We start from the raw sequence: 15,814 nt of genomic DNA, 5'->3' as shown, positions 1-15,814 counted from the left end.
ACTTATCGTTAAATAAAAATCATGGATCACCAGTCATCAAGAGGATTGCAGCAATTTAAGAATCATGTCGGCATTAAATTTCAATTGTATAACAGCCTGTTTACTTCCCTGCCTTTTCACCGGATTGAGAGAACAGGCATCATGTTATCACTGTTCCTCAATTTTTGTGAGGACTCCTACAAAAAGAAAATGAGTCCTACGGCAATTGTGGAAGAGTTTTTTCAGAAGTATACATCATTTACCAACGAAAAAGATAAGATTGACCTGTTGTTCAGGTTCATCCAGTATGTAGAGAGACAGGTAGTATTATTTGATGCTTTGGAAGATGCAGCGTTCAAAGAGGTAAATGATATGAGTGGTGTTGGTACGCTGAAACACCTTGAGTCTGAAATTTTCCAGACGGGAAAGGAGGAACAATTTGCAGAGAAATTAAAAGACTTTTCAATACGTATAGTGTTGACTGCTCATCCTACTCAGTTTTACCCAGGTTCTGTACTCGGAATCATCAATGATCTTGCAAAAGGACTGGCAGAGAACAATGCGAGCCTGATCAATATGTACCTGCAGCAGCTTGGTAAAACCCCCTTTTTCAACAAGCAGAAACCTACTCCTTTTGATGAGGCTGTAAGCCTGATCTGGTATCTTGAAAATATCTTTTATAACGCAGCGGGCAAGATAATTTCATTTATTAATAACCAGTTTCCCAATGCTATCCCACCAGACAACCCTATCATCGTAATGGGCTTCTGGCCGGGCGGTGATCGCGATGGCAACCCTAACGTGAGGGTAGATACAACCTTAAAAGTTGCAGATTCATTAAGGGAAAGTATTATCAAATGTTATTACCTCGATGTACGCAGACTTAAGCGCAGACTTACTTTCAAAGGAGTTGATACAATACTCGCTGACCTGGAAAAACAATTGTATAGTAATATATTTATTCCGGGGCATCGCACTAATCTTACAAAAAAAGGAATTCTCGACGCGCTATATGAAATAAGAAATATTGTGATCCATCAACATAACAGTTTGTTCCAACACTTGGTAGACAATCTGATCAGCAAGGTCCATGTTTTCGGTTTACATTTTGCCTCACTGGACATAAGACAGGAAAGTTCTGTACATAACAAGGTGTTTGAAGAGATTGCAGAAAAAGAAAATATTCTTCCGAAAGATTATGCCGATAAAACAGCAGCTGAAAAAATCAACATACTAACAGCAGTCAATGGCAGGGCAAATCCTGATTTGTACGAAGACATTATAAAAGATACTTTGCTTACTGTAGCAGCGGTAAAAGAAATCCAGGAATACAATGGTACTGAGGGTTGCCACCGCTATGTAATAAGCCAGTGCAATACTGCTTTGAATGTAATTGAAGTATATGCGCTTTTCCTGTTATCCGGCTGGCAGAAGGAATCCTTAACTATCGATATAGTTCCATTGTTCGAAACAGTAGAGGATCTGCGGCAAGCGGCAGGTATTATGAATACCCTTTATGAAAATGAAACTTACAGGGCGCATCTTAAGGACCGTAACATGAAGCAAACCATAATGGTTGGATTTTCGGACGGAACAAAAGATGGTGGTTACCTGATGGCAAACTGGAGTATTTATGAAGCCAAGGAAGAACTCACAAAAATTTCCCGGGAACATGGTATAGATGTGGTGTTTTTTGATGGCCGCGGAGGTCCGCCGGCAAGAGGTGGTGGTAAAACTCATAAGTTCTATGCTTCAATGGGAAAAAATATTTCCAATGAAGAAATCCAACTGACTATCCAGGGACAAACAGTCAGTTCAAATTTTGGCACGACTGATTCGGCTCAATATAACCTGGAACAACTGATACATGCGGGTATCAGTAATGATCTTTTTTCTACGCGAAACATAACCCTGCGCGATGATGAACACGATCTTCTCGAAGAGCTGGCAGGCGAAAGTTTTAAGGCCTATACTGCCTTGAAAAATCATCCTGATTTCCTGGACTATTTATCCAATATAAGTCCAATCAAATTTTATGGTCAAACCAATATCGGAAGCCGGCCCACAAAACGCGGTGCTTCTAACAAGCTTGACCTGAAGGACCTGAGAGCCATCCCTTATGTTGGCGCCTGGAGCCAGCTTAAACAGAATGTTACGGGCTACTATGGGGTTGGATCTGCTTTGCAGCAGCTTGAAAAAATCGGGAAGATGACGGAACTTAAAAAGCTATATCATGATTCGTTGTTTTTCAAAACCCTGCTTGACAACTGCGAGATGTCTATGAAAAAGTGTTATTTCCCGTTAACAGAATACCTTTCATCGCATAAACAATACGGCGAAATATGGAACCGTATCTACGAAGAATATGAACTGACAAAAAAATATATATTTATGCTTTCCGGAAAATCGGAACTGATGTCTGATTATCCCGTTGAGCAACTGTCTATCCAGGTGCGTGAAAGGATAGTACTTCCGCTGACCACTATTCAACAATATGCTGTCGGTCGCATCAGGGAGCACGAAGAAAAGTTCAGGACCACACCGCTGCGTGAGAGTTATGAAAAACTGATTATCCGTTGTTCATTCGGTATCATCAATGCCGGAAGAAATTCGGTTTAAGATTGGCAATGCCATATGCCATTTCACGTGATTATACAAATGTCAAATCAATTTATCATATCAACATAGTTTTGAAGAGTTGGTTCCCGGGCACAAAAAAGCCCGGCGAACCGGGCCTTCTCCCCATCTTGTTGGGCATGGAGATGGTAATGAGCAAGTTTAAAAATGATATGCCGCGCCCAATATAAAACTACCGGTGGATTTAGTATTGTCACCGGAATTTTTTATGTACAAAGGATCTTTAGCGCTTTCAAACCTGAACTCAGGCATAATAGTCAGGTTGTCAACTTTGAAGTTCAGTGTTAGTGTCGGCACGATGATGCTGCTATTGAATCCAAGAACATCTTTTTTATCATCAAAATATTCTCCACGAACTGTCAGTCCAAACCAGCTAACCGGGTCTATGTTAAGATAGAGTGCAGAACCCCACCAGGCGGCTCCATCACTCCATTTACCGGTTGAGTCTTTACCGCTTCTTGATTGAACCGTACCATTGTATCCAAGACTGAATTTGTCGCTTAATGCATAAGTAAGCACAACATCACCTTGTGTCAGACGTCCATCTTCCGCAAATTTACCACCCTGGAAATTCAACCAGGCCTTGAATTTATCGTCTTTAGAACCAGTGGAGAACTGACCCACGAACATTTTTGGCATGTTGGTAGCAGTCCTGAGATCTGTAGGATTTGTAACACCTACCATAAAGGCAGATTTACCTCCCAGGCTGATATCGGCCTTGAGACCAGTATGGAAGAAAGGACCGTAGGAAAACATATAACTCATGCTGTAGTTACGGTTGAGATAAGCATCAACCAATTCATAACCGACATGTGTAGCCCAGCTACCGAAAGTGAACTTCACTGCTGAACTTGGCGAATAAGTAAGATAAGCCTGTTTGATTGCAAGCAATGAAGTGTTTTCTGTTTGGTACGGATAAGAAAACTCGGCGGCCCTGCGACCATAACCAAGATCTATAACCGCACCCACCTTTCCGATGGAATGTTCAACCTTAATAGAAGCCATACCGAGTTCAAATGAATTATGTGAATTGGTAAAGCTTGTAAAGTTATTTAACAGATCATCTTTGGGATTGGCGAAATTATACCTGTAATATGCATCGAAGGATCCTGAAATTACCGGCTTCGGTTTCTCTTCGACGATTGTTGAATCCTGGGCAGAACCCTGGTAATACCCGGATATAGCTATGGCTAGTACAATGAATTTTCTTAACATTGTTGTGTATTTAATTGTTATGAAAAAGGTGCAGTCACTCTTAAACTTGTATCAGAAGTTTAAGATGTATATACTGTGCCTTTTTCTATTTCTGTTTCTGTCATTTCTGATTTTCCATTGGTCGTTACGAGTAAATGACCTTGCAGGTATTTCTCGTTGTGCTGAGAGGCATCCAGACCAAGTTCTTCGTCTTCAGAAGAGACACGCATAGGTTGAATGAAATTGATGAATTTGAAGATTATATAAGACATAGCGAAGCTAAAACCTACTGCTATCAACATGCCCTTCACCTGTATCCAGAGAAAACCCGGATTACCGAGCCAGAGGCCATCCGCCCCTGCAGCATTTACAGATTTGGTAGCGAATACACCGGTTAACAGCATACCAACTATACCACCAACTCCATGACAAGGGAATACGTCGAGCGTATCATCCAGTGTTGATTTTTGTTTGTAGTAAATTACAATATTAGAGACTATTGCAGCGATAACACCGATGGTGATACTTTGTGGAATGGCAACAAAACCAGCTCCGGGAGTAATGGCAACCAGGCCTACTACGGCGCCGATACAAAATCCGAGTACTGAAGGTTTTTTACCACGCAAAACATCGAAGAACATCCAGCTAAGACCAGCTGCTGCTGCAGCAGTGTTTGTTGTAAAGAGAGCAGAAACTGCCAGGCTGTTTGCACCGAGTGCAGAACCTGCGTTGAAACCAAACCAGCCGAACCACAGCAGCCCGGTACCGATAAGAACATAAGGAATGTTGGCAGGTGGAATTTCTTTGTGTTCCATGTGCACTTTACGGCGTTTGAGAACCAGGGCACCTGCAAGAGCAGCGCAACCGGCAGAGATATGTACTACAGTACCACCAGCAAAGTCAAGAACTCCCATTTTAAAGAGAAGTCCATCCGGATGCCAGGTCCAGTGCGCCAATGGAGCATATACTAATAAACTGAACAATGCAATGAAGAGGATATAAGAGGTAAACTTGATCCGCTCAGCAACTGCGCCGACAACAAGACCAGGAGTGATGATGGCAAACATCAGCTGGAAAACAGCAAATAATGACTTAGGAATGGTACCCCAGGCTTCACCAGATGCTACTCCTTTAAAGAATAGATTTGTTGAAGGATTACCGATCCATCCGCCCATAGAATCACCAAAGGCGAGACTAAAGCCGACAATCACCCAAAGAACACTTACCACACCTGCGGCGGCAACACTCTTAATCATGGTGGAGATTACATTTTTCCGGTGAACCATTCCACCGTAAAAAAATGCGAGACCGGGGGTCATTAGAAATACGAGGGCAGTGGCAACAATGATCCAGGCAATGTCTGCCTTGTCATATACGCCTTTCGGATCTGCAAAATCAGGAAGTGAAGGAATAAAAATGGCAATGATTGCCACGACAGAAAGCACCAGGAAAGGCGCTACCTGTTTGAAAGTTAATTTGCTCATACCTTGTTGTTTTAGTTAAATATTAAAATATTTACAATTTGAATATCTTAATACAATAATAACGATTTATTGGATAGGTCGTAACAATTATCTGTTTTTGTAAACAAGGTATGTGAAGGTGATATGATTTGTTAGATAGTGTTTAAATATATGAATTTCAATAATTTAATTGGGTTTTTGACCCCGGATATAAACATTACGATAAAATAAATGTGAAAAAGTTTTCTAGATTAAAGGTATTTTATGAGAATTAACCGGAAAATAACTGAGTATTTAAGAAGCATTTATCAATTAGAATGAAGCTGAAAACATTACCTCAGGTTTACCGGGAAATTTAAAAGTAGGGATACAAAATTCATACATCTAAAGCTTTACCTCGGCTCTATATTATTACGTATTTCACTAATACATGAAAAAAGCCATCCGTTATGGATGGCTTTACAATTAATGGCTTTACTATTATGAATGAAGCTGATTTATGAATGATGCAAATTAATATCGGTTAATGGTCACTGTTAACTTATGTAAATCATTTACCTGGATGCTGTTTCAAAATCATCACTCTAAATCATCACGTATTTTAATAAGTGATCACACTTGTATCTCTTCTTTCAAGCAACGAATATCCGGAAAGATGTTCATCTACTTTACGTGCACACTCCCTTCCCTCACTGATTGCCCAAACTACCAGGGACTGACCGCGACGCATATCCCCTGCCGTGAAGATCTTCTGAATGTTAGTCTGGTAGGTCTTTTCACCCGCTTTTACATTACCACGGTTGTCAAGCTCAACATCAAGTTCAGCAATCATTCCTTCATGTTGTGGATGAACGAATCCCATGGCCAGCAAGGCCAGTTCACAAGGAATCTCCTTTTCTGAACCTGGCACTTCCGCAAAATGTGCAGGCCTTCCGTCTTCCCCGAGTTTCCATTCCAGGTTTACAACCACTACTGCTTTGAGGTTTCCGTTTTCATCGCCGACAAATTTTTTGGTTGCAATTGCCCATTCCCTTTCACAGCCTTCTTCATGCGAAGAAGAAGTTTTAAGAACCATTGGATAAGTAGGCCAAGGCATATATGAGGTGCGCGAATCCGGTGGTTTTGGAAGAAGCTCAAATTGAGTCACTGATACTGCACCATGACGGTTAGAAGTACCGACACAATCCGAACCTGTATCACCACCACCAATCACAACAACGTTTTTGCCCTTCGCCATTATATCTTCGACATCCAACGACTTACCGGACACTCTCTTATTCTGCTGGGTCAGAAATTCCATGGCAAAATGCACCCCTTTAAGTTCACGGCCTGGTATGTCGAGATTCCTCGGAATCGTGGACCCACCGGCAAGAACTATGGAATGATACTCGCGTAACAGATCATTGATACGAATGTTGACGCCAACATTGGCGTTGCATTTGAAAACAATACCCTCGTCTTCCATCAATTTTATACGGCGGTCTATTACCCATTTTTCGAGCTTGAAATCAGGTATGCCATAGCGCAGCAGGCCTCCCAGAGCGTCATCGCGTTCGAATACCGTCACATTATGGCCGGCATAATTAAGCTGTGCAGCAGCCGCAAGTCCCGCAGGTCCTGAGCCAATCACAGCAACCTTTTTGCCTGTTCTCACTTTTGGCTCCCTTGCTTTTACAAAACCCTTATCAAAGGCAATTTCAATGATATGTTTTTCAATTTCTTCAATCGCAACTGCTGGCTGATTTATACCAAGTACGCATGCACTTTCGCATGGAGCAGGACAAATTCTGCCGGTAAATTCAGGGAAATTGTTTGTAGATGAGAGTATATCGTAGGCTTCTTCCCAGCTCTGACGATAAACTGCGTCATTGAATTCCGGTATAATATTTCCCAGCGGACATCCGCTGTGACAAAAAGGAATCCCACAGTCCATGCACCGCGCAGCCTGCTGATTCAGCTTTGGTTCAGAGTATCTTTCCACAAACTCATTATAGTCATTCAGGCGTTCCTTTGCAGGGCGCTTTGAAGGGAGTTCACGGTTATACTCTAAGAATCCGGTTGGCTTTCCCATTATTATTCTTTAAAAATTGATAATTTTAAAATGAATTTTGGTTGACTGCTGTTATTTCATCACAGGTTCGAGCCTTCTTGCAGCCAGCACCTTTTTGTAATCCCTTGGGAAAACCTTGATAAAGTTGCGTGTCTGGTTTTCAATATCGTCCAGGACAAACTTCGCTACGGTACTGCCTGTATAGTCGAAATGTTTGCGGAGTAGTATTTCAAGATCCCTCACATCGTCTTCATTAAGTGGGTCCAAATCAACCATTTCCATATTACACATTTCGCTGAAACGCCCCCTTACATCATAAACATAAGCAATGCCGCCGCTCATGCCCGCCGCAAAGTTTCTGCCGGTTTCGCCGAGTATCACAATTTGTCCACCTGTCATATATTCACAACCATGGTCACCAACACCTTCTACAACTACGCTGGCGCCCGAGTTACGAACTCCAAACCTTTCGCCGGCCTTACCCCGGATAAAAGATTCACCCGATGTAGCACCATAAAAAGCGGTGTTACCAATAAGAATATTTTCTTCAGGCACATAAGTTGCCTGTTTGGGAGGATAGACAATCAATCTTGCGCCGCTTAATCCTTTTCCAAAATAGTCATTGGCATCACCTTCCAGTTCGAGGGTTACTCCTTTTGTATTGAAGGCTCCAAAACTCTGGCCCGCTGTTCCTGTGAATTTGAAATGAATGGTATCCTCGGGAAGTCCTTCAGCATGGTATTTTTTAGTGATCTCGTTACTCAGAATCGTACCTGCAGTTCGGTCAGTATTCCGGATCGGGAAGGAAGCCTTAACCTTTTCCTTGTTTGTAATGGCAGGTTTAGCTGCTTCGAGCAGCTTCCAATCGAGTACCGCTTCAATCCCATGGTCTTGCTCTTCCATTTTGTAGAGACCGGTATTGTCAGATTCAGGCTCCCTGTAAAGTATGGGTGCCAGGTCAAGTTTTTTATATTTCCAGTGATTGATATTTTCACGAAGTTCAAGACCATCTACCTGGCCAACCATATCGGTAACCTTTCTGTAACCAAGCTCAGCCATGATTTCTCTCAGCTCCTGGGTAATAAACTTAAAGAAGTTCACCACATGATCGGCATCCCCGGTGAATCGCTTACGAAGCTCGGTATCCTGTGTTGCTACCCCTACAGGGCAGGTATTTAGATGGCATTTACGCATCATAATACAACCTTCAACAATAAGCGCAGCAGTGGCTACACCCCATTCTTCTGCGCCGAGCAAAGTAGCGATAGCTATATCACGTCCGGTTTTCATCTGGCCATCGGCCTGGAGTACAACGCGGCTTCTTAATTTATTTTTCACTAAAGTCTGATGAGATTCGGCCAGGCCAAGCTCCCATGGAAGACCAGCGTGTTTGATCGAACTTACTGGTGAAGCACCGGTTCCGCCGTCGAAACCCGAGATCAGTATCACATCAGCTTTTGCTTTTGCAACGCCTGCTGCAATAGTTCCCACCCCTGCCTTAGACACAAGTTTCACATTGATACGGGCTTTGCGATTCGCATTTTTCAAATCGAAGATTAACTGGGCGAGATCTTCAATTGAATAAATATCGTGGTGCGGTGGTGGTGAAATCAGCCCCACCCCCGGAGTAGAGTGACGGGTTCTGCCGATCCATTCATCAACCTTATGACCGGGCAATTGTCCGCCCTCACCTGGCTTGGCGCCCTGTGCCATCTTGATCTGCAATTCATCAGCTTCTGTTAGGTACTCACTTGTTACTCCAAACCTGGCAGAAGCCACCTGTTTGATAGCGCTTCGCATTGAATCGCCATTTTCAAGTTTTACATAACGGATCGGATCTTCTCCACCCTCGCCGGTATTGCTTTTTCCTCCCAGGCGGTTCATGGCAATGGCAAGCGTGGTATGCGCTTCCCATGAAATTGAACCGAAAGACATTGCCCCGGATGCAAAACGTTTATAGATGTTTTCAGCAGGCTCCACCTCATCAATAGAGATCGATGGGCGGTTATGCTTGAAAGTAAACAGGCTTCTTAAGGTGACAGCCTTTTCACCCTGCTCGTTAACCAGTTTTGAATATTTTTTGAAAGTGTTATAGTCGTTGCTGCGGGTTGAATACTGCAGAAGGTGAATCGTTTGCGGATTGAACAGGTGAACCTCCCCTTTTCTTTTCCACTGATAAATGCCACCTACAGTAAGACGATCGCTCGGAACATCTTTCTGGCTGAAAGCAAAATAATGCTTGGCCAGGGTTTCTCTTGCAATTTCATCAAGACCCATTCCTTCAATCCTTGAGATTGCCCCGGTAAAATAACGGTTTACCACATCTTTGCTAAGCCCGATGATCTCAAATATCTGAGCGCCCTGGTAAGACTGCAGGGTTGAAATTCCCATCTTTGAAAAAACCTTCAGCAATCCATCGCAAACAGCTTTTATATAATTTTTCTTTAATTCTTCTGTATCGAGTGTAGTCTGAATCTTGTTATTCAGCTTCATGTCCCGGATCGATGAGATCGCGAGATAAGGGTTGATGGCAGTTGCACCAAAAGCAATAAGACAGGCGAAATGGTGTACTTCCCAAACATCACCGGCTTCAACAACAAGACCCACCTGGCCACGTAATCCTTTACGGATAAGGTGGTGGTGAACAGCAGAAACCGCCAGTAGCGAAGGAATCGGTGCGTGGTCCGAATCGATCGCCCGGTCAGACAATATCAACACTTCAAATCCATCTTCAACGGCATCCACTGCATAACGGCAAAGGCGATCAAGGCCTTTTTGAAGTGAACCTGGTTTATTATCTGCCCTGAAATAAGTCTGGAGCGTTTTTGCCTGGAAAATCCCCGTATCTATACTCCTGATCTTTTCAAGCTCGTGATTTGTGAGTACAGGGTGTTGAAGTGCCACACAGTGACTCGCCAGCGGGTCTTCCTGTAACAGGTTACCATTGTTGCCAGCGAATGTGGCCAGTGACATAACCAGGCGCTCACGAATCGGATCGATTGGTGGGTTAGTTACCTGTGCGAACAGTTGCTTGAAATAACTGGTGAGATGCTGTGGCTGATCGCTGAGCACAGCCAGGGGAATATCGGTACCCATCGAGCCGATCGGCTCCTTGCCGTCTGTCGCCATCGGGGCAATGATAGTATCCAGGTCTTCGGTAGAATAACCGAAGGCTTTTTGGTATTTAAAGATCTGGTCGTGTTCCAGGTGAGTAAACAATACTCTTGGTTCCGGTAACTCCTCCAGCCTGATTTTATATTTATTCAGCCATTCTGAATATGGTTTTTGGGAACAGATGGTATTTTTCAGTTCATCATCACTAATGATACGACCCTGCTCCATATCAACCACAAACATTTTTCCTGGCTGCAAACGGCCTTTTTCAATGATCATGGCAGGATCTACCGGCAATACACCGGTTTCCGAAGCCATGATTACACGGTCGTCAGAAGTAACACAATACCTTGAAGGTCTCAGGCCGTTCCGGTCAAGGGTAGCGCCGATTATTTTTCCATCTGTAAATGAAATAGATGCCGGACCGTCCCAGGGCTCCATCAGGCATGCATGAAATTCATAAAACGCCTTCTTAAGCGGGGGCATTTGCTCATTACCATCCCACGCTTCAGGTATCAGCATCATCATAACATGAGGCAGGGATCTGCCTGAGAGGGCCAGCAATTCTATAATATTATCAAGACAGGCGGAATCGGATTGTCCCTGGGTAACAATCGGCAAAAGCATGTCCATTTCTTCCTTGGAAAAAAACTGGGAAATAAACCCTTTTTCACTGGTTTTTAACCAGTTGATATTTCCCTGGAGGGTATTGATCTCGCCGTTGTGCGCGATGAAGCGGAAAGGCTGTGCCAGCTTCCATGAAGGAAAGGTGTTAGTAGCGAACCTTGAATGCACCAGGCCAAAGGCCGACACTACCCTTTTGTTGCTGAGATCAGGAAAATAACTTCTAACCTGCATTGAAGTTAGCTGACCTTTATAAACCACTGTTTTATAAGACAATGAGGCAATATAAAAGCCTATCTGATCTTTTCTGACAGTATTAATTATAGTATGTGTGGAATAGTTACGGAGGATAAACAGCTTTCTTTCAAAATCATCCGGGTTGGTTATATGATCGGGACAGGCAATAAATACCTGCTCCATTTCCGGTTCAACTGAAAGTGCTGTAGCACCGATTCCATCTGTATGTACCGGAACTTTGCGGTAGGCAAGAATTTCAAGCCCGAGTTTTTCGGCAGATCTGTTGAAGATATCCCTGCATTCTTCGCGAAGGCGTATATCGCGTGGAAAAAATATTACTCCAACACCATACTTACCAAAGGAAGGTAAATGAACACCGAGTTTTATACATTCATCGAAGAAAAATTCATGCGGTGTCTGGATCATCAGACCGGCCCCATCTCCTGTATTGCTTTCACAGCCACAGGCACCACGGTGTTCCATGTTTTCCAGAACAGTTAAAGCATCGGAAACATTTTGGTGAGACTTATTACCCTTGATATTGGCCACGAATCCAATACCACATGCGTCCCGCTCAAACTCCGGGGAATACAAACCCACGTTGCTCGCCATCGTTGATTAATTTTTGGTTTGATAATATTCAATGAAATAGTCAATTCTTCATACAGGCATCAAGAAACATAGCAAGCAAGCATATGAAAATACGAAATAATATTCAATTAATTCGAATACTGCCGTATAATTTTCCACAAATAACTCCAAATTATCGTTGATAAACATGCACAATCCGGACCGCTTTACACTGTTAATCAGCAGGCTGAAATTTTGCTGTGCATATTCCGGAACAATAATGGTTAACCGGCATTAAAATAATAATGAAACGGGTTGGGTAGACCCCGAAAGATCTTTAGCAAGGATTAAACTTATAACACCAGGCAGGCAGTATAGTTCATTCGCAAACCCAGTTTCCTTCTCCTGTAAATTTCGTCCAGGTAACCGGGGTGCCAGGAGACAAATATTAAAAAATGTTTGCGATATGCAGCAGCTGACTTAAACGATCTGTCTAACCTTTACCCCCCTTCAGGCTACACCGTATTTATAAATAATTTTCTCACTACTCGTCAGTCATCGCACACAACCACATTATGACGTCATTACCGGCCTCTCTCCCGGATAATGCCATCGATTTCTATTCGTGTTCTATGAACATTGTGAAATGAAATAAGAATGTCTATGGTCTTCAACTAAGTAGCAACTAAATTAAATACTTGTAACATGAGAAAAATCTTGTCTATTATAGGAGCACTACTCCTATGCCTATTCGCGAATGCACAATCATCGTCGGTATCAGGCCAGGTGAAAGATAACCTGGGAAATCCGATTCCTTACGCGACAATAAAAATTCAAAACACCAACACGGCAGTAGCAGCGGATTCAGCGGGGCGATTCTCCATCCAGGCAGCCCCTGGTGTAGTGCTGGTAATTTCCGCTGCAGGTTTTCAAGACACAAACGTAACTATAGGCAATTCTGCTATCATTGAAGTAACGATGGAAAATCCGGATGCACTTTCTGAAGTTGTTGTGACGGCACTCGGTATAAGGAGAAATAAAAATGAATTACCCTATGCTGCACAACAGGTAAAAGGTGAAGAACTAACTAAAGTAAGGACAACCAATTTTGCGAATGCCTTGTCGGGAAAAGTGGCAGGTCTGCAGATAAAGCAGAACAACACCATGGGAGGATCAACCAACATTATTCTTCGTGGTTACAAATCTATCACTGGCGAAAACCAGGCATTGGTTGTAATTGATGGAGTACCCGCGAACAACGCAAACACCAATACAGCAAACCAGCAAAATGGCCGGGGTGGATTCGATTATGGTAATGCGGCTGCAGACATCAATCCGGATGATGTGGAATCAGTGAATGTGTTGAAAGGTGCAGCCTCTACCGCTTTATATGGCTCACGTGCTGCAAATGGAGTAATTCTGATTACTACAAAAAAAGGCAGACGCGGACTTGGTGTTACATTAAATATCGGAGGCGGTACAGGTAGCATGGATAAATCTACCTGGGTCAAATACCAGCATGAATATGGTGGAGGTTATTATGATCCTGATTTCTATACTTATTCAGATTCACCACCTTCACCCAATGAACGCTTCCTTTATATTGATGCAAATGGAGATGGTGTACGTGATCTTGTGATCCCAACAACTGAAGACGCATCTTTTGGTGCAAGGTTCGATCCAAATTTATCGGTATACCAATGGAGTGCTTTTGATCCAAGGCTTCCAAGCTACCGCAAGGCCACTCCTTATGTTGCCGCACCAAATGATCCGACAAGTTTTTTTGAAAACCCCCTTTCTTCCAATGTAAGTTTATTTGTGGATGGTGGCGGAGACAGAGGTACTTTTAAATTAGGATACACCAGGAGTGATGACAAAGGTATAATGCCGAACAGCAGAATATCAAAAGACATTATCAACCTGCAGGCTTCTTATAATATTACCAGCAAACTGACTGCTAATGCAACAGTAAATTTTTCTAAGGTAAAAGGTGTTGGAAGATACGGTAGTGGTTATTCTGATGCAAGAAGTCTTGCCGGGCATTTCAGGCAATGGTGGCAGATGAATGTGGATGTGAAGGAACTTGAAAATGCCTGGAACCTCACAAAAGATAATATAACCTGGAACATGTCCGGACCTCCGGATGACCTTGGTCCTATATATTGGGATAATCCATATTATACCCGTTATGAAAGCTTCTCAAACGATAACAGGTACCGGTTATTCGGAATAGCAAGCATAAATTACCAGGTAACTGATTGGTTGAATATTCTTGGACGTGCATCCATAGATAGCTATGATCAACTGCAGGAAGAAAGAGATGGTTATGCTTCAGTTAATATTGGTAGCTATAGTCGCTTCAACCAGACATTCAGGGAATATAACTACGACCTGATTGCAAATTTTGATAAAAACCTCACCGATAAATTAAATCTAAAAGCGCTGGTTGGTGGTAATCTCCGGCAGAATCATATAAACTCAATATTAGCAAGCACGAATGGCGGTTTGATAATTCCCGGTTTATATGCATTATCTAATTCAGCAAATCCCATCAATGCTCCTACAGAAGTAGATCAGCGTGTTGAAGTGGGTGGTGTATTTGCAGGTGCAACCCTTTCATATAACCAGTTACTGGTATTAGATCTTACTGCCAGGACAGACCAGTCTTCAACATTACCAGAAGGAAACAACCAGTATTTTTATCCTTCGGTTTCCGGTGGATTTATATTTTCGAAACTGTTACCAAATGTTACCTGGCTGAACCAGGGTAAGGTAAGACTCAACTATGCAGAAGTTGGAAGCCCTGCGCCATGGGATTACACTACTAACAGTTATGATCAGCCAACACCATATGGAGGTGTTCCTTTGTTTTCCGTTTCCAATCAAAGAAGGAACCCTGAGTTAAAACCTGAAAGAACCCGGAGCTATGAAGCGGGACTCGAATTAAGTTTATTAAAAAGCCGGGTTTCCCTGGATCTTACCTACTACAAAACAAATACTGTTGACCAGATCATTCCGGTGACAGTATCTGGCTCCACTGGTTATAGCACAAGAATTATCAATGCAGGTGATGTTGAGAACAGGGGCTGGGAAGTATCATTGACACTTGTACCGGTTCGAACACCAGATTTCAGCTGGACCATAAATACCAATTGGACGAGGACCAGAAACGAAGTAAAAAGCCTGATTGGCGGAACCCAGAATATTGTAATTGGTTCATTCCAGGGCGGTGTCACTTTGAATGCGGCAGTTGGTGAACCTTTTGGAACATTGAGGGGCAATGATTATGTGTATGATGAAAAAACCGGACGCCCGATTGTTGGTGACGATGGTTACTATGTTGTATCTCAAACTACCAACAATATCATTGGAAATATTAACCCTGACTGGGTTGGTGGTATCAATAACATTATCACTTACAAAGACCTTTCATTTAGCTTTTTGTTCGATGGTCGCCAGGGTGGTTCTATTTATTCCATCGATCAGTGGTATGGCCAGGGTACTGGTCTCTACGAGGCGCAGTCAGGACTAAATGATCTTGGGAACCCGGTACGAAATTCAGTCGCAGAAGGTGGCGGTCTTATCTTTCCAGGTGTCCTCGAAGATGGTACAGAAAATACACAGCGTGTAATCCTGACAGGGCTCAGGGGATATGGCTATAACAACTTCCCTAATAAAAGCGTGGTTTATGATGCAAGCTTTATCAAGCTGAGAGAAGCAAATCTTACCTGGTCAATTCCGAAACGTATGTCTGACCGTCTCGCGCCGGTTAAAGGCATTGATGTGTCACTGTTCGGTAGAAATCTTTGGATGGTGCATAAAAATCTTCCTGATGCAGATCCGGAAGATACCGGAAGCTCTGGTAATGTTCAAGGCTTCCAGGTTGGCAGTTATCCCCTGTACAGAACTTATGGCTTTAATGTCAGATTTAAATTTTAAACCGCGA

Annotated in this window: 6 protein-coding genes; 2 read left to right on the top strand and 4 right to left on the bottom strand. The window is 42.9% G+C overall.

Annotated features, from left to right (window positions below):
• The first annotated feature begins 21 nt into the window (after window positions 1-21).
• On the top strand, window positions 22-2,598 hold the full coding sequence (locus VK664_RS07445) for a phosphoenolpyruvate carboxylase (RefSeq protein ID WP_461398001.1): 2,577 nt from the start codon (window positions 22-24) through the stop codon (window positions 2,596-2,598).
• Between the two features lie 159 nt (window positions 2,599-2,757).
• Here the strand turns inward: VK664_RS07445 and VK664_RS07440 are convergent, their stop codons facing one another.
• From VK664_RS07440 to gltB, 4 genes are all read right to left on the bottom strand, one after another.
• Window positions 2,758-3,831, bottom strand: coding sequence for an outer membrane beta-barrel protein (locus VK664_RS07440; RefSeq protein WP_461398000.1), 1,074 nt, complete (start codon window positions 3,829-3,831; stop codon window positions 2,758-2,760).
• Window positions 3,832-3,890: 59 nt separating this feature from the next.
• Window positions 3,891-5,294, bottom strand: coding sequence for an ammonium transporter (locus tag VK664_RS07435; RefSeq protein ID WP_461397999.1), 1,404 nt, complete (start codon window positions 5,292-5,294; stop codon window positions 3,891-3,893).
• 580 nt (window positions 5,295-5,874) lie between these two features.
• A complete protein-coding gene (locus VK664_RS07430) occupies window positions 5,875-7,344 on the bottom strand; it encodes a glutamate synthase subunit beta (RefSeq protein ID WP_461397998.1) in 1,470 nt (489 codons plus the stop codon).
• A gap of 51 nt (window positions 7,345-7,395) precedes the next feature.
• On the bottom strand, window positions 7,396-11,910 hold the full coding sequence (gltB, locus tag VK664_RS07425; protein WP_461397997.1) for a glutamate synthase large subunit: 4,515 nt from the start codon (window positions 11,908-11,910) through the stop codon (window positions 7,396-7,398).
• Between the two features lie 663 nt (window positions 11,911-12,573).
• On the opposite strand from gltB, the gene VK664_RS07420 reads away from it, so the two are divergent.
• Window positions 12,574-15,807, top strand: a complete 3,234-nt coding sequence (locus VK664_RS07420) for a SusC/RagA family TonB-linked outer membrane protein (protein ID WP_461397996.1) — start codon at window positions 12,574-12,576, stop codon at window positions 15,805-15,807.
• Window positions 15,808-15,814: the final 7 nt, after the last annotated feature.

It is taken from the genome of Flavitalea sp. (genome assembly GCF_035489435.1).
GTDB lineage: Bacteria > Bacteroidota > Bacteroidia > Chitinophagales > Chitinophagaceae > DATHKG01.
This window is presented reverse-complemented; position numbering and strand designations above follow the sequence as displayed.

What these genes read in the sequence shown, in the direction of transcription:
- gltB (WP_461397997.1), bottom strand. Translation starts at nt 11,910, where the DNA reads ATGGCGAGCAACGTGGGTTTGTATTCCCCGGAGTTTGAGCGGGACGCA.
- VK664_RS07430 (WP_461397998.1), bottom strand. Translation starts at nt 7,344, where the DNA reads ATGGGAAAGCCAACCGGATTCTTAGAGTATAACCGTGAACTCCCTTCA.
- VK664_RS07420 (WP_461397996.1), top strand. Translation starts at nt 12,574, where the DNA reads ATGAGAAAAATCTTGTCTATTATAGGAGCACTACTCCTATGCCTATTC.
- VK664_RS07445 (WP_461398001.1), top strand. Translation starts at nt 22, where the DNA reads ATGGATCACCAGTCATCAAGAGGATTGCAGCAATTTAAGAATCATGTC.
- VK664_RS07440 (WP_461398000.1), bottom strand. Translation starts at nt 3,831, where the DNA reads ATGTTAAGAAAATTCATTGTACTAGCCATAGCTATATCCGGGTATTAC.
- VK664_RS07435 (WP_461397999.1), bottom strand. Translation starts at nt 5,294, where the DNA reads ATGAGCAAATTAACTTTCAAACAGGTAGCGCCTTTCCTGGTGCTTTCT.